23 protein-coding genes are annotated in these 24,759 nt (G+C 51.1%); 12 read left to right on the top strand and 11 right to left on the bottom strand.

Annotated features, from left to right (window positions below; genetic code table 11):
- Positions 1-43: 43 nt before the first annotated feature.
- From ACN4EK_RS09345 to ACN4EK_RS09335, 3 genes are all read left to right on the top strand, one after another.
- Entirely contained in the window at positions 44-820 is a 777-nt protein-coding gene (locus tag ACN4EK_RS09345) for a type 1 glutamine amidotransferase (RefSeq protein ID WP_431657569.1), read from the top strand.
- 700 nt (positions 821-1,520) lie between these two features.
- Positions 1,521-3,311 carry a C2 family cysteine protease gene (locus ACN4EK_RS09340; RefSeq protein WP_431657568.1) on the top strand — a complete coding sequence of 597 codons (1,791 nt, stop codon included), beginning with the start codon at positions 1,521-1,523 and terminating at the stop codon, positions 3,309-3,311.
- A 199-nt stretch (positions 3,312-3,510) separates the two neighbouring features.
- Positions 3,511-3,924: a hypothetical protein gene (locus ACN4EK_RS09335; RefSeq protein WP_431657567.1), complete on the top strand. Its 414-nt coding sequence runs from the start codon at positions 3,511-3,513 to the stop codon at positions 3,922-3,924.
- On the opposite strand, the gene ACN4EK_RS09330 is transcribed toward ACN4EK_RS09335, so the two are convergent.
- Positions 3,925-6,255, bottom strand: a complete 2,331-nt coding sequence (locus tag ACN4EK_RS09330) for a CHASE2 domain-containing protein (RefSeq protein WP_431657566.1) — start codon at positions 6,253-6,255, stop codon at positions 3,925-3,927.
- Positions 6,236-7,084, bottom strand: a complete 849-nt coding sequence (locus ACN4EK_RS09325; protein ID WP_431657565.1) for a FecR family protein — start codon at positions 7,082-7,084, stop codon at positions 6,236-6,238. The genes ACN4EK_RS09330 and ACN4EK_RS09325 overlap by 20 nt, the downstream gene beginning before the upstream one ends.
- Positions 7,085-7,103: 19 nt before the next feature.
- Here ACN4EK_RS09325 and ACN4EK_RS09320 point away from each other — a divergent pair, with 19 nt between their 5' ends.
- Positions 7,104-7,271, top strand: a complete 168-nt coding sequence (locus tag ACN4EK_RS09320; RefSeq protein WP_431657564.1) for a hypothetical protein — start codon at positions 7,104-7,106, stop codon at positions 7,269-7,271.
- On the opposite strand, the gene ACN4EK_RS09315 is transcribed toward ACN4EK_RS09320, so the two are convergent.
- The 4 genes from ACN4EK_RS09315 to ACN4EK_RS09300 form a co-directional block, all read right to left on the bottom strand.
- Positions 7,222-7,968: a Stp1/IreP family PP2C-type Ser/Thr phosphatase gene (locus ACN4EK_RS09315; RefSeq protein WP_431657563.1), complete on the bottom strand. Its 747-nt coding sequence runs from the start codon at positions 7,966-7,968 to the stop codon at positions 7,222-7,224. The two genes, ACN4EK_RS09320 and ACN4EK_RS09315, sit on opposite strands and share 50 nt — an antisense overlap.
- A gap of 39 nt (positions 7,969-8,007) precedes the next feature.
- The gene (locus ACN4EK_RS09310; RefSeq protein ID WP_431657562.1) at positions 8,008-9,801 is read right to left on the bottom strand and encodes an ABC1 kinase family protein; all 1,794 of its coding nucleotides are present in this window, start codon (positions 9,799-9,801) and stop codon (positions 8,008-8,010) included.
- Positions 9,802-9,964: 163 nt separating this feature from the next.
- Positions 9,965-10,294: a DUF6825 family protein gene (locus tag ACN4EK_RS09305; protein ID WP_431657561.1), complete on the bottom strand. Its 330-nt coding sequence runs from the start codon at positions 10,292-10,294 to the stop codon at positions 9,965-9,967.
- Between the two features lie 134 nt (positions 10,295-10,428).
- Positions 10,429-12,072 carry a serine/threonine protein kinase gene (locus tag ACN4EK_RS09300; protein WP_431657560.1) on the bottom strand — a complete coding sequence of 548 codons (1,644 nt, stop codon included), beginning with the start codon at positions 12,070-12,072 and terminating at the stop codon, positions 10,429-10,431.
- Between ACN4EK_RS09300 and ACN4EK_RS09295 the strand changes: the two genes are divergently transcribed.
- The gene (locus tag ACN4EK_RS09295; RefSeq protein ID WP_431657559.1) at positions 12,071-12,307 is read left to right on the top strand and encodes a hypothetical protein; all 237 of its coding nucleotides are present in this window, start codon (positions 12,071-12,073) and stop codon (positions 12,305-12,307) included. The genes ACN4EK_RS09300 and ACN4EK_RS09295 overlap by 2 nt on opposite strands.
- On the opposite strand, the gene ACN4EK_RS09290 is transcribed toward ACN4EK_RS09295, so the two are convergent.
- Together ACN4EK_RS09290 and ACN4EK_RS09285 are read right to left on the bottom strand one after the other, a co-directional pair.
- Positions 12,279-13,154 (bottom strand): PEP-CTERM sorting domain-containing protein, encoded by an 876-nt coding sequence (locus tag ACN4EK_RS09290; protein ID WP_431657558.1) that lies wholly within the window; start codon positions 13,152-13,154, stop codon positions 12,279-12,281. The genes ACN4EK_RS09295 and ACN4EK_RS09290 overlap by 29 nt on opposite strands.
- 154 nt (positions 13,155-13,308) lie before the next feature.
- Positions 13,309-16,131: a CBS domain-containing protein gene (locus ACN4EK_RS09285; RefSeq protein WP_431657557.1), complete on the bottom strand. Its 2,823-nt coding sequence runs from the start codon at positions 16,129-16,131 to the stop codon at positions 13,309-13,311.
- Positions 16,132-16,241: 110 nt separating this feature from the next.
- Between ACN4EK_RS09285 and psbZ the strand changes: the two genes are divergently transcribed.
- On the top strand, positions 16,242-16,433 hold the full coding sequence (gene psbZ, locus ACN4EK_RS09280; RefSeq protein WP_431657556.1) for a photosystem II reaction center protein PsbZ: 192 nt from the start codon (positions 16,242-16,244) through the stop codon (positions 16,431-16,433).
- A gap of 150 nt (positions 16,434-16,583) precedes the next feature.
- Complete coding sequence (ribH, locus tag ACN4EK_RS09275) at positions 16,584-17,159, top strand: 6,7-dimethyl-8-ribityllumazine synthase (RefSeq protein ID WP_431657555.1); 576 nt, start codon at positions 16,584-16,586, stop codon at positions 17,157-17,159.
- 84 nt (positions 17,160-17,243) lie between these two features.
- On the opposite strand, the gene ACN4EK_RS09270 is transcribed toward ribH, so the two are convergent.
- The 3 genes from ACN4EK_RS09270 to ACN4EK_RS09260 form a co-directional block, all read right to left on the bottom strand.
- Positions 17,244-17,765, bottom strand: a complete 522-nt coding sequence (locus ACN4EK_RS09270) for a photosystem I reaction center subunit XI (RefSeq protein ID WP_431657554.1) — start codon at positions 17,763-17,765, stop codon at positions 17,244-17,246.
- A gap of 140 nt (positions 17,766-17,905) precedes the next feature.
- Positions 17,906-18,310 carry a hypothetical protein gene (locus tag ACN4EK_RS09265; RefSeq protein WP_431657553.1) on the bottom strand — a complete coding sequence of 135 codons (405 nt, stop codon included), beginning with the start codon at positions 18,308-18,310 and terminating at the stop codon, positions 17,906-17,908.
- Between the two features lie 63 nt (positions 18,311-18,373).
- Positions 18,374-18,940 carry a hypothetical protein gene (locus tag ACN4EK_RS09260; RefSeq protein ID WP_431657552.1) on the bottom strand — a complete coding sequence of 189 codons (567 nt, stop codon included), beginning with the start codon at positions 18,938-18,940 and terminating at the stop codon, positions 18,374-18,376.
- A 424-nt stretch (positions 18,941-19,364) separates the two neighbouring features.
- Between ACN4EK_RS09260 and ACN4EK_RS09255 the strand changes: the two genes are divergently transcribed.
- The 5 genes from ACN4EK_RS09255 (at position 19,365) to ACN4EK_RS09235 (ending at position 24,416) form a co-directional block, all read left to right on the top strand.
- The gene (locus ACN4EK_RS09255; RefSeq protein ID WP_431657551.1) at positions 19,365-20,681 is read left to right on the top strand and encodes an NAD(P)/FAD-dependent oxidoreductase; all 1,317 of its coding nucleotides are present in this window, start codon (positions 19,365-19,367) and stop codon (positions 20,679-20,681) included.
- Positions 20,682-20,877: 196 nt separating this feature from the next.
- Positions 20,878-22,236: a ribosome biogenesis GTPase Der gene (gene der / locus ACN4EK_RS09250; RefSeq protein WP_431657550.1), complete on the top strand. Its 1,359-nt coding sequence runs from the start codon at positions 20,878-20,880 to the stop codon at positions 22,234-22,236.
- 1 nt (position 22,237) lies between these two features.
- On the top strand, positions 22,238-23,236 hold the full coding sequence (locus tag ACN4EK_RS09245; protein WP_431657549.1) for an energy-coupling factor transporter transmembrane component T family protein: 999 nt from the start codon (positions 22,238-22,240) through the stop codon (positions 23,234-23,236).
- Between the two features lie 205 nt (positions 23,237-23,441).
- Positions 23,442-23,711, top strand: a complete 270-nt coding sequence (gene pipX, locus ACN4EK_RS09240) for a transcriptional coactivator PipX (protein WP_431657548.1) — start codon at positions 23,442-23,444, stop codon at positions 23,709-23,711.
- Between the two features lie 21 nt (positions 23,712-23,732).
- Complete coding sequence (locus ACN4EK_RS09235; RefSeq protein ID WP_431657547.1) at positions 23,733-24,416, top strand: YggS family pyridoxal phosphate-dependent enzyme; 684 nt, start codon at positions 23,733-23,735, stop codon at positions 24,414-24,416.
- Positions 24,417-24,759 lie beyond the last annotated feature (343 nt).

Below are 24,759 nucleotides of genomic sequence, written 5' to 3'. Positions count from 1 at the left end.
AATCAAACTGAGTTAGCAAGCAGTCTGATCGCTATCATCATAGATGGTGCTACAACTCACGTCAGGCGATCGCTCCCTTATGGCAAGCCACCGTTCCCAACTCCGAATTCTACTGATGCAAATTCGGGATGATGAAGTCACCCGGTTAGAAGAGTTTGATGAATTTGTTCGTTATAGCGATCTAGAACCAGAACAATTTACGGTTCTAAATGTGTTCAAAACTCCCAACTTCGCTCCTGACTGGATTCATGGGTATGATGCGCTATTTGTCGGCGGCTCCAGTGATGCCTCAGTGATTCAGCCAGAGATCTATTTATTTGTGGAATCGGCTAAACAACTCCTGGCTTATTGTTTACAGAAAAGTATCCCAGTTTTCGCGTCCTGTTTTGGGTTTCAAGCGGCCGTAGAAGCCTTAGGTGGCAAAGTGATTTTAGACAAAGACAATATGGAGATGGGCACCTATCCACTCTGGTTAACCGAGGCTGCCGCTACAGATCAGTTATTTCATGATGTCCCCAATGGGTTTTGGGCAGTCTCCGGTCACAAAGAACGTGCCGTTTCTTTACCGGAAGGAGCGATTTTACTCGCCTATTCCGATCGCTGTCCCTACCATGCCTTCAAAATGGCAGACCGACCATTTTACAGTTTTCAGTTTCATCCCGAACTTGATGCAAAAGATCTTTCCGCCCGGATCACCCGCTATCACGATCGCTATTTAGACAATCGCGATGTTTTAGATGGCATCCTCAACAGCTTGCAAGACACCCCCATTGCCAATCAACTGATCGCCAAGTTCGTCGATCGCATCTTGTTAGCATAAGTTAGGACGCTCATTCTTTGATGAAGAAATAATTAATTATTTGTGACCTAAATAGAACATATTAAGCAAGTAACCAGCTAAAAATCGCAGATCTCTATACTTAATTCTCTCCTAACCGAGATAATTACGGATATGGGGGATGGCTATGGCAAGCCCTAAAATTGCTGCGCTCATACCTGGATCAGGCATTCTTGCTGAAGAAATATATACATTACCCGGTAGTCAATCAACAATTTCTGACTTTCAAGCACTCCATAATCACACTTGGAACGTTGTGAGTTAGCTACACAGCGCGATCGTGAACCTACTGCTATCTCCTTAAAGCTTCCTTATATCTTTAGTTCAAGCTTCTCAGTACCCACTGATAGCCATCTCAGATCAAGTTAGCCATACTCATTATCAAGACATCGCTGAGGGGCGTATTCCGCTCTAGGCTTTGGGTAAACCAACGTCGTATGTAGCAGCTTAATTGAGCTCAACAATGAGACGGTTCCTGTAAAAACAGCTTGCAGTAATTGTGTCAACATTGCTGAGGCTTTTGTTCGTGACCGATACAGAACGGATGATAAGCAAAAGACTGTCAAGTCAAGCTTTTCACTAAATCAATGCTTTCGTCAATTAGGCGCAGCCCAAGGGGATGTAGGCTACCTTTCTCTTCCCTTCGGCTTGCCATGTCACTATTCACCTCTCTGGAACCTTTATGCCTACTGATCTTGCCGGAAATTCTTTAGTTACAGCTAGAAATGTCACTCTGAGTAGCAGTATTCAAACCTTTACCGATTATGTTGGGTCATTAGACACTAATGACTACTATCGCTTCAGTCTAAGTGGTCGCAGCAGTTTTAACCTCACCTTGAGTGGGCTATCCGCAGATGCTGATGTTGCTCTATTAAATGGCACAGGCGCAGTTATTGCCAGTTCAGTTAATGGAGGAACAACTGTAGACTCGATCGCCCGGACATTGGATGCTGGCACGTATTACATTCGCGTCTACCCTTACAGTGGTAGCACAAACTATAACTTGGGGGTTTCTGCCGCTCCCGTTCTCCCCCCTGATTATGCTGGCAATGCCCTGAGTAGTGCCCGTTCTATTAGCGTTGGTTCAACCACATCAACCTATAGCGACTGGGTGGGGACAGGCGATACCAATGACTATTATCGCTTCAGCCTCAGTGGTCGGAGTAACTTCAATCTGCTGTTGAATGGGTTATCCGCAGATGCCGATGTTCAGTTGTTGAACAGTGTCGGTACGCTGATTGCCAGTTCAGTCAATGGGGGAACAAGCGCCGACTCGATCGCCCGGACATTAGATGCTGGCACGTATTACATTCGCGTCTATCAATTCAGTGGCAACACTAACTACAACCTGGGGCTTTCTGCTACCGCCGTAGTCAGTCCCATTACTGATTGGTATAGCCAGAATCTGCGCGATGCTCAGCTAGTCAGTTTAACTCGCAGTCTGGCGGCTGATGGCAACTTGAGCCGTAATGATATGTTAGCGATTTTCAGCAACATCCAAGATGGCTCAATCATTGACAGCAACGAAGTCTTAGATTTACGCACGATCGTTAGCAATAGCAGCCGCTTTACCATGCTTGATCCGGTACGCTGGTTATCCGATCAGGTTGCCAATGGTGCATCAACGAACATGAGTGCCAGCCAATTTGATTCAACCCTTGTTGGTCGCTGGTTCCGGGGCACCTATACCCCGACCGCTCAGTTTGCTAGACGGGAGGACAATGGAAGTACAACGATATTTAACCTGAACTTTGTCTCAGTCCAAGGCAGTTTATATGGTAGCTCTGGACGCGCTCAAATCGGCGACATTGATCAAGGGCAATTAGGTGATTGCACCTTCCTGGCAGCCTTAGGGGCAACCTTTGGACGACAATCCAACGATGCTGGCAACGCCATTAGTAACGTGATCAACAATATGATCACCAACAACGGTGATGGCACATATACCATTCGCTTCTTCTCTAGCGGGGGTGCCCAGTACCAAACGGTGGATCAACGTCTAGCCTATTACAATGGGACTCAATTATTAGGAGCTCGAACCAATGGCAACGTATTATGGGCAGCATTAGCAGAGCGTGCCTATGCTCAATGGCAAGAGTGGCGTAGTGGACGACCTGGTTACAATGAGATTGGCAATGGTGACTATATTATCAATCTATTGCCGATCGTGACGGGTCGTACTGCTAACTATACCAGTACCACACAACTCTCCTTCAGCCAACTCCAGACAGCGTTCAACAACAACCAGGCAGTTGCCGCCAGTAGCCTAACTGTCAATACTCAAGATATTGTTCGTAGCCATGCTTATTCTGTCACTAATGTATATGTGAATAGCAGTGGGCAGCAGCGAGTCGTGGTGCGAAATCCTTGGGGAGTTGATGGTCGTGCTGCGAATGGGGATGCCTATGATGGCTTCATTGATCTATCGTTCGAGAGTTTCCGTAGTCAGTTTAGTGGGATAGCGATCGCGTAACTATCCATCGTTAGCTATCGTTAGCTGTGGTTTGTCGGAGGGCAACAGCATCCTCCACAAACTACAGCGATCCATTACTGTCATTTGTGATCTGTTTATGTCTGCTTCTATGCTGCCCATTGTGCCTCTGACAGTATTAATTTCACTACTTCCAGCACATTGCTTTTCTCACAGGTTCACTCTTTTACATTCCCAAGCTATGTCACCACAATTAACCAATCAAAGTCAACCCCCAAAAAATTTACCTTTAACCTTAACGGTCAGCGTCCTAGAAGCCTATGAAGGCAGAACTCCACCACCCGGATCAAGAGGTCACTATCCTGTTGGGAATGCGGTGGTGCGGTTACGGATGGAGAATTTGAGTCAGCAGCCTGTAGCGTTGACGATCGCCAGTGTCAAAATCACCTCCTTATCTGGTCAGCCGGTCTTGATGGAAAAAGCGGTTGGGCAGGTAGAACTGGGTGGTTTGCAAATTCAAGAATCTGGATTGCGGCTAACAAACGAACAGGGGTTTAGTCATCATCAAACCATTCAGGCGATCGTCACCTACAGCTATCAGGGCAAAACCTTTACAGTGACATCTCCTGGCTTTGATGTCTCCGTATTTCACTAGCTATGAAGATTCTGACAGGTCAGGGACTTGGTAGCGGAGAGGCAGTTGCACAATAAATGTTGTTTGTCCGGCACTACTTCTGACCTCGATCTTGCCACCTAAATATTCAACTAATTTCTTGACTAAAGCCAATCCTAACCCTGTACCACCTCGTTTCCAGCGATCGGTACGCGGGACTCGATAAAACTTTTCAAAGATGCGAGGCAAATCGGCTGGGGGAATTTCTGCACCAGAGTTTTGCACGACTAATTCCACATAGGTTGGCGACCAATCTGCCATGACTTTAATCTCCCCAGTGGGCGGTGTATATTTACAGGCATTATTCACCAATTCCACCATGATTCGCTCTAAGCTGGGTTGGTCGGAAACCACACTAGGCAAGTGTTTAGGTAGTTGAACCTGCAAGGTTTGTTGCTGTGCCTCTGCTCGCTCATAAAACGGTTCGACTAACACTGGTAGCCAATCTTGCAAATCGATCGTTTCTGGACTGTAAATACGTGCCCCTGCCTCTAAGCGTTGTAGATCAAGTAGATCATTAATTAACTCCATCTCACGGGCACATTCACTTTGGAGAATTTTCAGGTAGCGCTCTCGCTCCAAATCCGATTTAGCGATTTTCAGCATAGCGATCGCCATCTTAATGTTCGCCATCGGTGCTCGCAATTCATGGGATACGGTACTGAGAAAATCATCCTTCAGTTGAATCAATCGCTGGTGTTCCTGCACTTGATTTGCCAGATTCACCTCAACTTGTTTACGCAACGTGATGTCTTCTAGCAGCAACAGTAATCCATCTAAGCGATCGGGTTCAGACCGTTCGGGGACAACTGTAACCTGATAGGTTAATGGCTCTAACTTCAGTTCAAACCAGCGATCGTCACGCTGAAATTCTCTGGGTAACACAGGTTGGTGTTGCATCAGTTGCTGAAGATCCGCTTGCCACTGTGCAGTCGTCATCCAGTTTGGCACCAAGCTAGAGGTTAGCGGATCTCCCGGTTGCACAGATAACCACTGGCAGGCATGAGGATTACAGAACCAAATCGTGCCATCCAGATCAGCCGCAATTAGCCCAATCGATAAACTACGAGCGATCGCAGCCTGGGTTGATTGCGATTTGCCAAACTGTTCTGCCAGAGTGGCAAGCTGAGTCACACTAGAGGCGGCATTCCCTAGCCCCTGAATTGCCCCAACTGGAGATATCGCTAGTGCAGAGGCAGGCTGAACTAAATCCGGCTGGTACTTGCGCCAAAGGGACTGCACCTGTTGTTGCAACACGGTATTCATCCGCAGGCGATCATTGAGCAGTACCGCTATAGTCGTTGCTGTAATTACCGTCAGGGGTAGTGCGATCGGCACCCAGTAATTCAGGTGAAACAGGACTATACTGCCCCCTACCCAACCCAGACACAACCCTGCCCACACCAGAATTTGTGTCCCTTCACGCCGTTGACTCAGTACCCAACTTAAAGCGGGACTTCCAAGAAATAACATCAGCCATGTCCAAACGGGTTTCGTGACCTGGAGAGCATTCTGTTGCAGCACATTATGAATGATCGCCGCATGTAGATAGACTCCACTCGCGGGTGGCGTATGGTCAAACGGAGTAATCAGAGAATCCACATCCGCCGCCGTCATGCCAATGAGAACAATTTTGTGGTTGAAGGCATCGGCAGGAACTTGTCCCCGTAACACATCAATAAAGGAATACTGCGGAATCCGAGCCACCCGACCGGGCCAGTTAATCCAGAACGGTTGATCAAGCTGAGATATTTTCACCGGAGCCTGAACCAACTTATAGGCTTGAATTGCCGCCAGTCCCAATACAGGCTTGTCGCGAATGGTCAGCGGCACTTGGCGAGTCACACCATCCCGACTGGCCTGGTGCAAAATATGTCCGGTCGCGATCGCGGCATCCTGAAGTTCGGGGACAGGCAACAATAAGGGTCCAGTGCGATCTTGAGCCTGAGCCAGAACCACCCGACCCGATTGAAGCATTGCCTGCGCCAGAGCCGGATCTTCACGACTATGCTCTGAAAAGAGCAAATCAAACACAATGATGCTAGGATTACCTTGATAGAGAGTATTCAGGAGTTCAACATAACGTTGGCGTGACCAGGGGAAGCGTCCTAATTGCTGAATACTATGCTCGTCGATCGTCACCATCACCAGGCGATCGTCCCAGGCGGTTTCGCCCCGGATAGTAAATAACAGGTTATAGGCAGCATCCTCCAGCGGCTGTATGGCTCCGAGTCTCAGCAACCCAGCAAACACCAGAGTCACCAGCCCACCTGGCAGCAGCCGCCAATAATGCTTACCGAAAGACCAGGTCATACACCTGTTGCTTGCCAAGTGGCGTAATCACAGTTACTTGAAAGCTGAGAGCCGGAGTAGTGCCAACAGGGAGCAGATCTGCCGTAAACCGACCCGAGCGATCAGTATCACGGGGAGTGCCATCGACAATCACGCTATTGACGGGATCCGTTTGCCCCACCAAGCGCACCTTCCGAACTCCTCGTTCAACGACTCTTTCAAATTCATACTTTAAGCCAGTATCGTCTTTCAATGGAACGGGTGTCGAGGGGGATTCCCCCGGAATCGTAAAGTTTTGGAAACCTTTGGCTACGGGAATTTCTTTGCCTTGGGCATTGCTATTCACCCGCCCATCTAACACGGCTAAACCCGTTTTGCCATTGGGTTGGATTGCTAACCCAAATTCGGTTCCCCTGACCCCACTAAAGCCAGCGGGAGTTTGAATTTTTAGCTCTGAACCGCGATGGGTAAACGGACGCACTCTCAGCCGAGCCTGCCCTTTGGTCACACTTAAATGCGTAACTCGTCCATTATCAGGGGCAATCTCTAGCCTCTGGATGCGGAGGGATGTGTTCTCAGAAACATTGACAAACCCCACATTGGTATCGACACCTAGCATCGCCGTAGAGTTGCTGCCTGTCTCAATCCCATCACCAATGCCTGCCAGACGCGCTCCAACCTTGGCGGGCTGGAGGTTGCCGTTTTCCAACATCATCACGCTACCCGTCGCCTGCCGCACATCAAGCCAGCGTTGTACCCGAACCTGAAGGGCGGGTTGGGCAAAGCTTTTCATCACTCCAACCCCTAGTAGCGCCGCGATCGCAGTTCCAACCCAAATGGTGTATTTCATTGTGATTCACTAACGAGCGATGGATAAACTGTACTTAACCATCACATTAGGCACTGAAGTCCACCATAAATGTAAAGATTCTGTCCATATTGAGGTGGAATCAGGCAGCGAACCTGCGATCGCGGCGGTTGGATCACCTAACTATCGCTGGATCTCAAACTATCGATCGCGACAATCACCACCGTAATATTGTCACGACCGCCTCGATCCTTGGCAGCATTGATCAGCGCTGTGGCTGCCATCTCACAGGCACGAATTGATTTCAGGTGGGACGCAATGATTTGATCCGAAAGTTCTTCGGTTAACCCGTCGCTACATAGCAACAAGCGATCGCCCGGTTGCACCTGAAGGGGCTGCACCTCAATCTGGCGTAGATCCTGGCGACCCAAACACTGAGCTAACACATGCCGGAGAGGGTGGCTTCTGGCTTGATCGGGGCTAATCTCACCCATCTTCATTGCCCAGGCAACCCAGGTATGGTCTTCGGTAATTTGCTCCAGTTTAGCTCCCCGCAGGCGATACAGCCGAGAGTCTCCGACATGGGCACACCAGGGTTGCTGCTCCTCCCGGAAGATCACCACCACGATCGTCGTTCCCATATCCGATCGTTCCAGGTGTTGCCGTTGGTCGCGGAGAATTTCCTGGTTTGCCTCGACTAACGCTTCTTCTAGAAGTTTCTGGGAGGGTATATCAGATAACCAATGCTCGTTTAGATAGGTTTGAATCGTTTGGGTCGCAATCCGACTGGCTTCCTGTCCTCCGGCGTGCCCACCCATGCCATCCGCAACAATGAAGAAGCGCCCATCAGGATCAATATGATAAGCATCCTGATTGACACTGCGGAGGAGTCCAACATCGGTAAGCCCCGTAAACAGACGTTTCATAAAATAAGCAGCGTGTGCCTCAGCACCAGGTGATCACAGTTACATACGTTCCGCTCGATCGAGCCGAATCCATAAGCGAACGAGGCTAATTCCTATGGCAATTGCCACGACAGCAGCAACCAGCGCTAACCAGCCATAACCGTTCACTAATAGAATCGTAGCCGACAAAGTAAAAGTGCAGACCAGTAATGTGTAGTTCATCCCCTGATTCACCCCACTTAACCGGCGCAAAGCCCGATCGGTTTCCGTGGAACGAACCCTGACCCGAATATCGCCCCGCTCCAATTTTTCCAGGGTATCTTCAATCCGGCGAGGTAAGCCAAAGGCAGTGCTACTCACCTCACCCACCTGACGGCTGATCTCACCTAGCACACTGCCTACTTCTGAGGACGGATTGCCATTACTCATAATCTGCATTGCAAATGGTTTTGCTACCTCCATAAAATTAAACTCTGGATCCAGCCCTTTGCCTACACCCTCCAGAGTGGAAAATGCCCGCATCACAAAGGTAAAGGTAGCCGGAAAGCGAAAGGGCTGTCCATAGGCAATTTCATACAGGTCGTCACTAATAGCACTAACCGACTGGGCTTCAAACGGTTTATCCATGAAGTTATCCAGCATGAACTGCACCGATCGCCGCACTGGCCCCATATCATCCGTCGGTTCTAACGCTCCCAACTCAATCAGAGAGGCAATCACTTTATCGGCATCTTTCTGAGCAATGCCAAAGAAAGTTCCTAATAGCCGTTCTCGGGTAATCGCCTGCACCTGCCCCATCATGCCGAAGTCATAGAAAATCAGTGATCCCTCACCCTCCGGACTGACGGCAATGTTGCCGGGATGGGGATCGGCATGGAAAAACCCATCATTCAATAGCTGATGCAGATAGGCTCTGGCACCCAATTGAGCCAGCCGCCGACGATCGAGCCCTGCCGCTTCCAGGGCTTCATAATGGCTGATTTTGATGCCAGGTAGATATTCCAGCGTCAACACCCGTGGGGAGGTATAGCGCCAATAGACGCGCGGCACCTGTACCCAATCCTCACCCCGGAAATTGCGGCGGAAGGTATCGGCATTACGCCCCTCCCGCAGATAATCGATCTCCTGATGCAAAATGCGGCAGCATTCTTCATAGATGCCCATCCAGTCTCGTCCCCGCCCCCAATCGGGATGGTTCTGGAAGTAACGCGCAATGCCCTTGAGAATTGCCAGGTCAATTTTAAATAGCTTTTGTAAACCGGGGCGCTGCACCTTGACGACCACTTCTTCCCCGGAATGTAATTGGGCACGATGCACCTGCCCTAAACTGGCAGCGGCGATCGGAATCGGGTCAAAGCTGGAATACAACACCTGAATCGGTTTGCTCAGATCCTGCTCAACGATCGCCTTCACCTGTTCGTAGCTAAAGGCGGGGACTTTATCTTGCAGTTTTGACAGTTCTTCGACGTACTCCGCCGGAAACAGATCCGCCCGCGTCGAGAACAATTGCCCCACTTTAATGAAGGTGGGCCCAAGTTCCAGCAATGTCTCCCGAATCCAGATAGCGAGAGCCTTACGCCGCTTTTGTTTCGCGGTCTCGGTCATGCCGCCCCGATAACTCCAGGGCTTGTTATATAACCAGTACGCCAACATAAGGGCAATCACAAATCCCCAAATGTCCACATAGCGACGGGGACGGGAATAATTTTCGCGACTCCAGCGATAGGAATTATCCCCATAGGACTTATTCCGCGATCGCAGATCAGATGGGCTAGAAGCACTGGGTTCTTCCCACGCTTCCCTGTCTGGATGGTCTCTTTGTACGTCAATCCCAGTCATTGCATCACCAGTCATTGCGCCAAAAACATGCCCAGAACGCAGATTAAAGTCAGGCTCCGCAGATGGCTGGGAGGTAACAGAGTCATCATGAACAGCAGACACTCGAATGTTGGGCTGATTTACTTAATGTAACTGAATGCTATCAAAGGTTGACTAATGGACGCTAGCCACTGAGAGTTTAGCCAACCTGCTGATTGCGATAGTGCTTTAACTCGGCCCGTAACCGAGCAATTTCTGCCCGCAAATCATCAATCATCGCTTGCAAGTCCGCAGGCTGATGATCTAACGGCACGATCGCGGTGGTAGTTCGCGCTCGCATTGTCACTTCTTCTTCTCGATTTGCCCGTTCCAGCACCTGCACCGTAAACTGACGCAACCGTTCCCGCTGCTCGGCATCAAACTTTCCTAACTCACTTAAGGCATCTGTCAAAGCATGCTCTGTCTGTTCATAGAGCAACTCTGCCAGCGCCCGACCCACGAAAAAAGCATGTACGATCGGGTTACTCATAAACACCATTCCATTTGCTCCCCCCGCATTATAGCGAAGAGCAGATAGAGAGGGCATAGAACGGAAGAAGGAGATAGCAGGAAAAGCCGCAAACTCAGACAGTTGCCGATGCTGACTTAACCACGATCTAGTTCTTATGGGGGTGGGCTGGTAGAGGAAGCGGCACCAGAGACAGGAGCCGGAGCCGATGGAGCAACCGGAGCCGGATCCACCATTGGGGCTGGCGGCGGCGGATCAACGGGTGCGGCAGGAGCTACCGGAGCAACGCTTGGAGCATCCAGGCTAGGGGCTGGATTGCTGGGAGTGGTAGCCGTTGGTGGTGGTGCGGCGAATTCGCTGGGAAGCTCGGGGTTCGAGGGAGCCACCCCCTGAGGGCTACTTTCTGGGTTCGCTTGGGGATCAGGTGCAGCAGGTGGGGCTTGCCGATACGATTCCTGAGTCATGGGTGCAGGCTCGATCGCGGCGGGTTCTGGAATCCAGGTATCTCGCACCGGCACTTCCGGGAGTGAGGTGGGAACGGGCTCCGTCACTGGTTTAGCCGACAGGGGCCAATCCCCAACGGGTGGAAATGCTTGTTCGGTATGGAAAAACGTGGAACCTGGAGTTTTAGCTCCTGCCATTCGCAGCACTAAGCCCAGTCCTAATCCGGCGGAGGCGGTAATTGCCGAAATCGCAATTACTTGACTGAGAAAACGACGGTTGAGACGACCAGCATGGGGCGATCGAGCACCATTTAACGAACGCCCTGTCATCGCCGTGGCGGCAGGTTGATTTACAGATTTAGTCACAGGAGAAGATAACGGGTCAGGGGAAGGATAAACAGGGTGAGGGCGAGAGCCATTGGACATCGAACCAGGATCGCCTTGATAACCATTCACAGTAGGCGAGGGCGATTCCGGTGGGGAAGTCACAACTTTGGTTGCCGCATGACTATGATGGGTGGCATGGATCAATGGTAGTAGCACCTCGTGTCCCGTAAGGGAGCCTAACCAAGCCGCGATCGCCTGAGAGCGTGTCGCCGCGTCCAATGCCATGCCATTCAGGATGGCAGATTCCATGAGGGCACTAATGGTTGGTTGAATCTGGCGCGGCGGAACTAACGGCGAGTGCCTGCGGGTCGGAGCCGAGATCGGAACCTGAGCAGTTACCAAATAGTAGAGGGTGGCTGCCAGGGAATAGATATCCGTTGCCGCCGTCATCGCCGCCTGAGCGTAATATTGCTCGATCGCCGCGTACTCTCCCGCCGGTGGGGACACTATGCCATCGGGCACCCCTAAGACCATGGGATGAGCCAAGCCTAAATTGACCAGGACAACCACATCTGAGCCAGGGGGATGAATGATATTCCGGGGTGTGATGTTGCGATGAACTAACCCCTGTCGATGCAACGCAGTGAGAGCAGCCCCAACCTGCCGCACCACCCGGATGGCTAACTCCTCCGGTAATGCTCCCCGCACCTGGACAATTTCCGCTAAGGAATGTCCCGGCGTGTAATCCATCACGGCAAATGGCCAGTTATCCTCTTCAAAGAAGTCTTGAATTTTGACTAAGCCAGGGTGCTGACACTGGGCAAACCGCCGCACCTCCTCGGCAAATCGCTGATTGAGGTCAACCCGGTCGATCGGTAGGGTGATCTCCGGTTGTAGAGTTTTGATGATGGCAGGTTGGTTCAGTCGAGTCTGAATTACCTGCAACGTCATGCTTAAACCGCTCTGTCCTAAGATTTTCTCTACGACATACTTACCATGCTGTAATGAGGTACCGGCGGTTAGAGGCATGGAAATCCACCATGAAAATTCGCCTCCCCATGCTAACGCCTCCCTGTCTTTTGGGATAGAGGCATGGGCAGATCCAGGATCTCATCTAGATGGTCAGCAACCTGTACGGGCAGGTTTAGCCGAGCAATTTGCTCCCTATACCTTTGGCATAGAGTTGGCGGCAGAACCCACCCCTACTAGATCTCAAACTGATTTAACTCCCATTTCTAAGAGTTTTGGCGTTGGCGTTGCTTGACCCAGAAGCCACTCAGAGCCGCTAACATCACGCCCGCGATCGTCGTCGGTTCGGGCACCGCCGCCGCATTGGTTGGTGACGGTAGGGGTGCCGTAGGGGGATTTTCGACAACCACGGGTGGAGGCTCTATAATGACTGGCGGCTCGACGATCGGCGGCGTGATGACCACTGGCTCAGGCTCGGGGATGGGAGGAATCACCGGAGGTTCCGGGGGGGGTGAGGGCAGCGGATCAACAAATCCGACACCACCGGGCTGAAAGTTAGGGCGCTGGAGCAGGAAAAAGTGGGATTGGGGGCTATTATCCGTAATGGCGTAGATAAATGTCACCGTTTGTCCGGGTTGCACAATCCCCCCGGAATAATTGACAAAATCCCGCACATCAATCACTTCATTGGCAAGCGGCAACAGATCTGAAGTAAAGGGACGAATCGTGGTATACCCCTGGGCAAACGACAACCCATCGGCTTCAGGACTGGGAATATTTTGGTTTTCCCGCAGTTCATGATCGAAGAAAATCCAGGGAGTGCCCGTAAGATTGCGGACGATCGACTGCACCCGAATCCCGACATACCCTTGGCGATACAGTCTGTCGAATCCCTCAATCCGCATCAAGAGATTGACATCAGGCCCTGTCACATCCTGGTAGATCGTATAAAAATCGGTACTACGACTGCCTCCAGTAATTTGAAAGTTACCCGACACTTCTTCAAAGCTGACATCGCCCAGCCGTAATCTCGCGGCTTGAGCCTCAGTAGCTATGCCTAATCCGGCAACCAGCCCGATCGCGGCAAGAGTAGTACGAAACACGGGTAAACCAGGGGAACGAACGACATGATTGAGGAACATTTGCTTCTCCTGCACCTGACTTATCTGGTTATGCTGAACGCTAAAGTAGCCATAATCACCCTGCGACAAGAGAATAATTCAAGTCAAAAATCGCTGAGACTTGCCGCGATCGTACTGTATTCTCCGTAGCGACTTCGACAGAATTACGGAGGAATTAGTTCCCAGGAAAACATTTATTTAAATAAATCTCCGCCTGTTCACGGTTGGCGATCACTCCATCTAATGTAGCTGCCGTTAAGGTCTGTAGGATGTGCTTGAATTGGGGTCCTGGTTTATACCCCATTGCCTTCAGATCCCGACCATCTAAGGGAGCCTTAATCTGCGACCAATGGGTCAGGTAACGCCAGATCTGTTTCCGCAGCGATCGCGAACTGCGGATCGCCACCAATACCAGCAATTCCGGCTCATAGGGTTGGAGTAAGTCGCTCATTTGACTGGGACGCTCGCAGTCCGGTAGTTTGGTCGCGATCGTGGTTTGAGCCGTTGCCAGATGGTGTAAGCGTTCAATGCTGTCCTGGGGCAATTGCAAATTCTCGGCAACCGTTCCCCGACACGCCTGAGGCAGATCCGCCAGAATCACTTCCAGTAACAATAACCATGCTTCCTTCGTCACAGATTGGGATTGTCTGGCACTCCCATGCAACCAGCGCTCTGCCAACCGTAACTGTCGCCATAGGGTGCGATCGGGCTGCAACGTGGGATGAATACACTGAAAGGCTCCCAAATCTGCCAGTAATTTCAAGGCAGGCAACCAGTACGAAGATTGCAAAATATATTTCAGTTCTGCCCGCAGCCGAGTTTGTAGCGCTGGAGCCCGAAACTTGCCATCGGTGCGATCGTGCAGTTGCTCATAAATGCCACTGGCGATCGCATGACGGATATAGCCCTCCGTTTGCGGATCAATTTGAAAGCCCAGACGAACGGCAAACCGGACTGCCCGATAAATTCGAGTGGGATCTTCAATAAAACTATTGGCATGGAGCACCCGGATCTGGCGAGCCTGTAAATCCAACACGCCCCCGAAAAAGTCCAGCATTTCCCCTGTGCGAGGTGCAGTCAGCCGAATCGCCAGAGCGTTGATGGTGAAATCGCGGCGGTAGAGATCCTGGCGAATTGAACTGGCTTCCACTTCCGGATTAGCGGCAGGATAGGGATAGAATTCGGTTCGGGCAGTAGCAATATCTACCCATAGTGACTTAAACACTGGATCGTTATGCCACAGCAGCGCTGCCGTCTGAAACTTGCCATGCACATCCAGCCGCGCCTGAGGATAGGTTTCCTGCAACGATCGCGCCAGTTCCACCCCTGCCCCCACATCCGCTGCCCGATGAAAGCCATCGACCACCAAATCAATATCCTGAATCAGTTGCTGTTCTGCTAACTCCTGAGGTTGCCAGGTGGCTAACAGCAAATCCCGAACCGCCCCACCCACCAGATACAACTGCCAACCCCGTTGCTCGGCATGGTGCGCCGCGATCGCCAAAAACTCCCCCAGTTCCGGCTTGAGATACTTCCGTAATGTTGCCAGGAGGAATTGAGGATTCTGCCAGGAGTGCCGCGATCGCAACACCATATCTCGCCTGCGACGATCCTCCCCATCCCCCTCATCTCCCTCATCTCCCTCATCCTCCCCACCCTGCCGCCCGATATCCGTCTGATGAATTTGCCGCAACACATCTGTCCGAGTCACGATGCCGATTAATTCTCCCTGATCTAACACCGGCAAGCGTCCGACATCATAGGTCACCATCAGGGATTCAATTTCTGGCAATAAGGTTTCCGGCGTAATCGTCTTTAAATTGGTGGTCATGTAGCCCTTGACCGGGGCATGACTGAAGCCGTGATGCAGGGCAATATCCAGATCTCGCCGCGAAATCACACCCACCAACCGATCCTCCGCATCCACAACCGATAGCCCCGAATGACCATAGCGCAGCAGAATCCGTTGGGCTTCATCAATCGTCGTTTCCGGGCGAATCGTGCGGACGGGAGACGACATCAGTTCCCTGGCGGTGGGTGGCTGGGGCAGTTGGGCTTGCAGTTGGGCCACCAGAGTTTCCAGGGTAGCTTGAGGCGGCACATCATGCAGATTGGCAGAGGCAGCGCGAGGGTGCCCACCACCTCCCCAGGGTTTGAGTAACGCGTTCAGGTTCGTGCCCTCAATCCGCGATCGAGCAATGATGGTTAAGGTATCATCCTCGACCTCAGCATCAGTTCGACACGCAGATCCTCGGCAATAGTGGGCGGCCAGCAAGAAGGCATCCAGTTCCGTTAAATCGATCAATCGGGAGGTCAGGCTAGATAATCCCGGCACGTAACTATCCAGTTTCAGCAATACCCAGCCGATCGTATACCCCTGAAGGGTGGCAGTTTGCAGGTGGTCTAACGCGGTCGTCAGTAATTGTTGCAACTGCGGCGATAGTCCGGGATCGATGTAATCCGCGATCGTCCGCAGGGTTGCCCCCTGTTCCATCAACCACGCTAGGGCTTTAGCATCCCGCACCGCCGTGTGATCAAAAGTGAGCGATCCGGTATCAACATGAATCCCTAATGCCATTGCCGTGGCTTCTACCGGAGTCAATATGACATTTTGCGCCTGAAGCTGTTCTACTACCAGGGTCGTCACCGCCCCAACGGCTTCAATCACAACCTGAGCGGCGGGAATATCGGAGTCAGCATGGCAATGGTGGTCATAAACCTGGATCGTCACCTGGGGTAAATCGAGCCATTCTGCCGTTTTACCTAAGCGCGATCGCAACTGCGTATCCACGACGGTGATCGATCGAATACTATCGGGAGTCACCGATCGCCGTTCGATCAAGGCATATTCATCGCGGTGTAATGCCAAAAAATCTCGGACGGCTGGATGTGCCCCCCCTGCCAGAACAATCCGGGCACCAGGCTGTAACCGAGTCAGTCCGACAGCGGCACCCAGCGTATCAAAATCGGCAGTCGTATGGCAGAGAATCAGATCCATTGACCGTTGGTAGCAATTTTCTGATAGCGTACTACTGATAAGGGCATTGCACCATCAAGCCCAAGCGAATCACTCTAATCACTGTAATTGCTGTATCGGAAGGAGCGAAGATGTTTACAATTTTGTTCCAGCTTGTCCTGGCTGCTTTCGTGTTCCTATCGTTCGTCATGGTAGTCGGAGTTCCGGTTGCTTTGGCAACACCCCAAAATTGGGACCAATCCAAGCGGCTGGTGCTTTTGGGATCTGGAGTGTGGGCGGCACTGGTGATTGCTCTAGGCGTACTCAATTCGTTGGTCGCTTAGTTCAACCTAGTTCAAGTTTCGCGCTGAGATATAAGAACACTGACATAAGATCATTTAGATCATCTGAACCTCATTGGTTCAATGACATGCTATTGGGTGCCATTGGATCGATGAGGTAAATCACAGAATTGCAGGGAATCGCAGGTAGTAATGGCTGTTTTCGAGGGCACGTTTACCCGTCCAGATCAACTCCGCTTCGCGATCGTCATTGGTCGCTTTAATGACTTAGTTACGGGTAAGCTTCTGGAAGGATGCCAGGACTGCCTCAAACGACATGGGGTAGATATTGACCCCAATGGGACTCAAGTAGACTATGCCTGGGTTCCGGGTAGCTTTGAAGTGCCGATCGTGGCGCGTCAACTGGCACTGACCAATCGCTACGATGCCATTATCTGTTTAGGGGCGGTAATTCGGGGACAAACGCCCCACTTTGATTATGTCGCTGCCGAAGTGTCCAAAGGCATTGCCGCCGCCGGATTTCAGACTGGGGTGCCGGTTGTGTTTGGCATTGTCACCACCGATACGATGCAGCAAGCATTGGAACGGGCAGGGATTAAGAGTAACTTGGGCTGGAACTATGCCATGAGTGCGTTGGAAATGGCAAGTTTAATGCGTCAGATCAAAGGCAGTGGGGAAACGGTCGCCACTGCAACGCTCCCTGCTGCCATGAAGAATGCTGCCGCCGATTTATCCGATCTTTCCGTGCAGCAAGGCGAGATCTCCTAAACAAGAAATAGAAGCCAGAACTGGATCAATTCTGGCTTCCAGTCACTTGCCTCCTGCTGAAACTTAGTTTGGGGATAGATGAGCTTACATCCCGGCTAATCCTTTGAATAGACCCAGATTAGATAGTAGGAAGTAGGCAACGATCGCGCCACCAATCCCACCAATCAAAAAGCCGCTACCATATTCATTCCAGCCTTCGGAATGGCTCAACTCTCGGGGTGGATTAGGGGTAGTTAAGGTCGGAGTGGGCGATGGGGGATTGCTAGAGCCATACAGCGAAATTACTAGGGCTGAAATTAGCAATAATCCTACGGTCGAAAGCAATCCTGCCAGGTTGGCGACTTCTGTATTCCGCAGAGGTCCCAGTTTCACGAAGGGCCCCAATAGCCAATAGCCGTGAGCCATACCCACTTCCAAGCCCCGTCTGAGTGGGGTTAAGCCTTTACGGTAAGCTGGTAGGTTGTTAATAAAGGTGCGGGTGAAGGGTGACGAGTTAATCGGGGTTTTCAGGTTAGCGGAAAACAGATCATCGGCAGGATGAATTACATCCCGATTCCGGGGATCGTTGGGATTTTCATTAGATGCGCTGATAGCGTCTACAAACATACGCCTGAGTGTCCTTTAAAGAGCTTGAGCGTATATTAGGCAACAATTTGCTCCCCTAACATCAATCTGAGGGGATAAGGCAAGTTGGATTTAATGTGTTGTAAACACTACATCTGAAAGATTTCAGCCCCGTCACTGCGCTACTCGGCAAAGGATTGATCAATCCGCTCTACATAGTCCAACTGCACAATCTGGTTGAGGATACTACGCCACTGAGAATGATGGGTGTTGCCAATACTGAGATATTGAGCCCGATCGCAGCCAATTCGCCCCCGTGAGTTGCGGTAGATCTGCATCCTGGGATCGATCGCCTGAATTTCGCTCACCGCCATTTCCGTAGCGGGAATACAAAATTCGTAATTTAGCGATCTCCGTCCGGTTCCCGACCCCACCAAGCCGTCGGGTGATAGTTGCGACAGATCAAAGGTGATTTTATGGAATGGATCATCAATCCCAGCGATCGCGGGCAATGCCAGGGCAGAGGGGCAAACCAGAAGCACCGGCATCCCCAACAGGAACCACGAACTGGATAAGGATTTCAACATCAGTAGTGATCGGCGTAACGAGATGAACAGGAACAGGGTCAGGTTAACCGATCTCCCTCCGGGTTACAACCCATAATCCACAATTAAGGTACGCACGTTGTAACCACTGACGAACCTGGCAACGGTATCGATATCAGCTTGAGTTAATAGGGCTAAACAGCCGATCGTTCCCGGTCCTATTGGGCGATCGGCATCCAGATGAATCCCCAAGCCACTACGTCCCGTAGCGAACTGAGGAGCTAGCGGAATAAAGGTATCGCCCATGGCTTGAGGCAATCCCCCCGCCCGATCGACCTGACCGATCGTATACATCCCTTGGGGAAGAGGTTCTCTGGAATTGGCTCTAGAGGCTTGCCCCAGCCGAAAATGCTGCACATCTGCCTTCCCAGAAACAGCCTGTAACCGTTGTTTCACCTGACCATTCACCACTAAATCCAGGTTGAGCAGGCGTTCGCCCGTCTCCGTCAGATCTGAACTGAGGGTGACTCGCAACACGGGGTGTTTGGTTGCCACCCAACTAATTCTGGTGTCTTCCAGGGGCATTGCCGCCGCCGGATCGGGATTGAGGGTAGAAACGGCAGCCGCCATCAGGGCGATCGTCGCGGCGATCGCCAAAGATAGAGTTTTCATGGGAGTAATTAAAAGCTGGGTGTAAGAAGTGATACCTTCAGTTAGTATTCCCCGGAGCCAATTAATTCATACTTCAGCCGTTCAATTTTGCGACTGATGATTAACTAAGAGGGCAGACGCAGCAGTGCAATACAGTCATCTTTTCAGAACTGTACAGTGGGGAATCACTGAAATCACAAGCTGATTCACAGTGGGTAATAGGAGCTACACTAACCATTGCATCCATTCCGCATCATTACCCAAGCAGTGTCATACCTGGCAAGTTCAGTAGTCTTAATATTTATTCATTAAGTTTTACTTGGGAATCTCCGTAAAATCTATGAATTTTGTGTAATTCCGACGGGGATCAGGGAAGAGCCCTAGATCAGCGGGGCAAAATTTGCTAAGAATGCAACTACCTATAGACTGAGCACAGTAGAGAATCATGACTACATCCGTCGAGCCGAGTTCGTCTCCATCGCTATCTGCCCAACCCGCCCCGATCGGTAAACCGCTCAAACACCAAATTGTTATTGTCGGCGGTGGAGCGGCTGGAATTACCGTTGCGGCTCAACTCTGTGCCAAAAGCAGCGACCTGGATATCGCCATTATTGAACCGTCCAACCAGCATTATTACCAACCCGCCTGGACCTTAGTCGGTGGTGGTCAGTTTCGCGCCGAAGCCACGATCAAGCCCGAACAAGACTGTATTCCTGCCGGGGTTAAATGGATTCAAGACTATGTAGCTACTTTTGAACCCGAGCAAAACACCGTCACGACCCGCACCGGAACTCAGGTGCAGTACGCCTATCTGATTGTCTGTCCCGGCATCCAAATCAATTGGTCGGCAGTAGAAGGTCTGAAGGAAGCCCTCGGCTCTAACGGCGTGTGCAGCAACTATGACCTGAAATACGCCACCTACACCTGGGAAACGATCCGGAACTTTAAAGGTGGCAATGCTTTGTTCACCTTCCCATCCACCCCGATTAAGTGTGGTGGCGCACCGCAAAAAATCATGTACCTGGCAGACGACACGTTCCGCCAGAATGGAGTCCGCAACAACACCAACGTCATGTTCTGTTCTGCCGTCGGCGCGATTTTCCCCGTCCCTGCCTATGCCGAACCCCTAATGCAAGTCGTCAAGCGTCGAGACATCACCCTCAAGTTCAAACACAACTTAAAAGCGATTCGAGCCGCCAGTAAAGAAGCAGTGTTTGAAGTTACGACCGATGATGGGGTACAGGATATCGTCATCCCCTACGACATGATCCATGTCACTCCCCCAATGGGTTCCCCCGATTTTATTAAAAACAGTCCGTTGGCTGGCACAGAAGGACCTGCTACCGGCTGGGTCGATGTGAATAAACACACCCTGCAACACAATCGCTATCCCAATGTCTTTAGTTTGGGAGATGCCTCCTCGCTACCGATTTCTAAAACAGCGGCGGCAATTCGCAAACAAGCACCCGTTTTAGTAGAAAACCTCTTAGCCACAATGCAGTCGGCGGCACTAACGGGTAGCTATGACGGTTACACCTGCTGTCCGTTGATTACGGGCTACGGTAAGACAATCATGGCGGAATTTGACTACACCAACCAACCGATGTCCTCCTTCCCGATCGATCCGCGTAAGGAGCGGTACAGCATGTGGTTAGTGAAGCGCCACGTCCTGCCTCGCCTGTACTGGAACCGGATGCTGAAGGGCAAACAGCATGAAGGGGAAATTCTCAACTGGGGTTGGTCGCCGGACAAGAAGCAATAACGGCATGGCTCAACTCGCCAAATCCTAATTACTGAATCCCAGTCAGATAGGTAAGTAACCTGCGACGATCTCATCCCATGCTTGATCTGATTGCCGCAGGTTGCTTGGCTTCCCGCCTTGCCGCGATCGCCCACGCAGGCAAACCGACCGGAGGTACTAGAATGAATTGAGACGACTCACGTTTTATAGAGCTTTTATGTCCTTGCCAATTGTCGCTATTATCGGTCGCCCCAATGTGGGCAAATCTACCATCGTCAACCGTTTGGCGCAGGTACAGGACGCGATCGTCTATGACCAACCCGGTGTCACTCGCGATCGCACGTATAAACCCGCCTACTGGCGCGATCGAGAATTCCTGGTTGTGGATACGGGTGGATTAGTGTTTGATGATGACACCGAATTTCTCCCCTTGATTCGCGAACAGGCAATGGCCGCCTTGGCGGAATCCGTCGCGGCGATCTTCGTAGTGGATGGGCAAGCCGGAATTACGGGCGGTGATGAAGAGATTGCCAGTTGGTTACGCCAGCAATCGGTGCCCGTGTTATTGGCGGTAAATAAATGTGAGTCCGTCGAACAGGGTATTACCCAAGCTGCCGAATTTTGGGAGTTAGGCGTAGGGGAACCCTATCCGGTTTCGGGGATTCATGGCAGCGGCACTGGGGAATTACTCGATCGCTTAGTCGAGTACCTGCCTCCCGTCGATGAGTTAGAGGAAACTGCCGAAATTAAAGTGGCGATCGCGGGTCGTCCGAATGTGGGCAAGTCCAGCTTGCTGAATGCCTTTGTCGGTGAGAATCGGGCGATCGTCAGTCCTGTGTCAGGAACCACCCGTGACGCGATCGACATGTTGGTAGAACGGAACGGGCAACCGTATCGCCTGGTGGACACGGCGGGTATTCGCAAGAAGAAGCAGGTGGAATATGGGCCTGAGTTTTTTGGGATTAATCGTGCCTTCAAGGCGATCGCCCGAGCCGATGTGGTTTTGCTGGTGATTGATGCCCTGGATGGGGTGACGGAACAGGATCAAAAGTTGGCAGGACGCATTGCCGATGAAGGGCGAGCCTGCATTATTGTGGTTAACAAATGGGATGCGATCGAAAAAGACTCCCATACGATTTATGACTTTGAACGGCAGGTGCGCGATCGCTTGCACTTTTTTGATTGGGCAGATGTGATCTTTATTAGTGCCCAGACCGGACAACGGGTGGAAAAAATTCTCGATCTAGTCAACGTTGCGGCGGAACAGCATAAACGCCGGGTGACAACCTCTGTGATCAATGAAGTGATTGAGGATGCAGTCCGCTGGCATACTCCACCTACCACTCGCGGCGGACGGCAGGGCAGGCTCTACTATGGCACTCAGGTCAGCAGCCAACCCCCGACGATCGCGCTGTTTGTCAATGACCCCCATCTGTTTAACGACAACTATCGTCGCTATATCGATCGGCAGTTTCGCCAATCCCTGGGCTTTCAAGGCACCCCCATTCGCTTGCTATGGCGGGGCAAGAAGATGCGCGAAATGGAACGTGGGGTGAATCGGGCAACGAAGGTTTGAGATGGATTTATTGCGCTCCCTGCCACTGGGACTTTATTTAGAACAACCGATTACCTGGATGCATCGGCTTGATCCCCGCGTCAAACTGGCATGGTTGATGACCTTTTTGGCGACCCCCTTTTTAGCCAATCCCTTTTGGCGCATTGGTCTGGTGGGGCTACTAATCCTGCTCACGATCACCGCCCTGATTCCCCTACGGGTCTGGCGACAACAAATGGGGTGGCTGTTGATCCTGTGCCTGCTGATCTTCAGTCTGACGATGATTCTGCCGGATGGCTTAAATGCCCAACACCAGCCACGATTACCCGCGAATGAACTGGCATTTGCCCAACAGCCCCCCACCATCCCCCCTGCCCCAACCCCCAAGCCCTGGTATAACCCCTTTGGGTGGGGACAGCCCAACCCGCCCCAACCCGCCACTCCCCTCACTGAGGCTCCAGACCTGCCCCCGCCCACGAATTACAGTTATGTATTGGTCAAACAAGGGCCGTTAACCATCACGCGCCGATCGCTGGATCTGGCGGTGCGAGTCAGTACCCTGTTATTTACCCTGGTCTACAGTACCAATCTGTTTTTATTGACGACCTCACCGGAGGAAATCACGGCGGCGATCGAAAATTGGATGGAACCATTACAGCGATTTAAGCTGCCCGTTACCGAGATTACGCTCACCCTCACCCTCTCCCTGCGCTTTATTCCCCTGGTTCTGGAGGAATTCCAAAACCTGGTGCGATCGGTGAGTACACGGGCGATTAACTGGAAGAAACTGGGGCTGCGACAGAGTGCCCAAATCTGGCTGATGGTAGCAGAACGGTTGCTAAATAATCTGTTGCTACGGGCAGAACAGATCGCCAGTGCGATGAAAGTCCGGGGGTTTACCAGTCCGGATCAGCACCGCGTGGACTGGTATCAATTTCGGTTGCGGGCGATCGACTGGTTAGCCTTAGGCAGCATGGTGAGTTTATGGGTAGCTCGCTTCGTCTGGGGCGGCACCCTCTAGTTACCAACGACCCAGCGATCGAGTCACCACGACCCTATAGCACAAAAACCCATATAACGCTACACATAACGAATAAAAAGCAGTTACAGATGATACCAAAGCGGATTTCCTTCCAGAAAAGCCTAAATTTGCGTGAATGTGGGACGCAATAGCGTGTAACATCTTGCGTGTACCCTGTGTGAACGTCTATTTCGCCTCCGCCTGAATGAGCAACGAGGATTATCTAAACCACCCCAATTTTGGCTTGCTCTTCAGAGTGTGCTTAATTGATGATGAGCGAGAACTATTTACCACGTTGTACGCGCAACGCCTCTTCTTCCTGGTAGCTACTCGACCCAATGGACTGTCTTTTGAACCGATTACTCGTACCGATGCCCGAATTTTGGTGGAAAACCGGATGCGGTTGTTGCGCCGGATTGGTCCAAACCAGGACTATGAGCAGATTCAGGCAGTTTATAAACGTACCTTTCAATAATGGCGATCACAGCGTGGCAGCATGACTGACGTTTCCAGGAATGGCACGATCGCCGATCGCATCAGGCAAATTCGCCAAACACTCCCCCCCCAGGTTCGGTTAATTGCCGTCAGTAAGCAGGTGTCGATCGCTGCCATGCGAGAAGCCTACGAGGCAGGAGTTCGAGATTTTGGGGAAAGTCGGGTACAGGAAGCCGAAGCTAAGCAAGCCCAACTAACTGATTGGTCTGATGTCACCTGGCATTTGATTGGACATTTGCAAGCCAACAAAGCTGCCAAAGCCATGCGGATGTTCCAGTGGATTCATTCCGTCGATAACCTTAAACTCGCGCAACGGTTAGATCAGCTTGCAGCGACATTAGAGACAGCTCCACAAATTTGTTTGCAGGTAAAAATTTTGCCCGACCCGAATAAATTTGGCTGGACGATCGCGGAGTTATTAGCGGATCTACCGGCGCTGAATCAGTGTCAACACCTCAATATCCGAGGACTGATGACGATTCCCCCTCTAGGGCTAGGTGATGCTGAAGTAAAAAGCGTATTTCAACAAACTCGGGAGTTGGCTGAAACAATTTCTCAGCAAAAACTGCCCCGTCTCGACATCCAGGAACTTTCAATAGGGATGTCGGAAGATTATGTGTTAGCGGTGCAATCAGGCGCTACAATGATTCGCTTGGGTCGAATTTTGTTTGGCGATCGGACATGATTGAAATGATTTGGGGTTAATTCCAATCACGATCGTAAACTTCGACAGCATTGTGTAGAATAGCGCTGGCTTCTCACGGCAAACCTTGAGAAATAATTAAATCGTTCTCATTTGAGGTTGATTATCTAAATGTTAAGTGTAAGCTAACACTGCTAGTCACTAATTTTTGCTTGAGTGACAGCCCTTTCAGCCAATTCCCCCATCAATTAACCAAAAAAACTTTAATAAAGTGATCAATTCAAAAATTCAGATGTATACTGTTCTCTCAATTCAGCAAAACCGAGCAATCAGCAAAACTGAGCAAGACTCCCAAGGTGAATAGCCAAATTCTCTAAATCTAATC

This window comes from Pantanalinema rosaneae CENA516, assembly GCF_050753385.1.
Classification (GTDB): Bacteria; Cyanobacteriota; Cyanobacteriia; order Leptolyngbyales; family Leptolyngbyaceae; genus Pantanalinema; species Pantanalinema rosaneae.
Note: the sequence above shows the minus strand (reverse complement) of the source record. Positions and strands in the feature narration are given on the sequence as shown.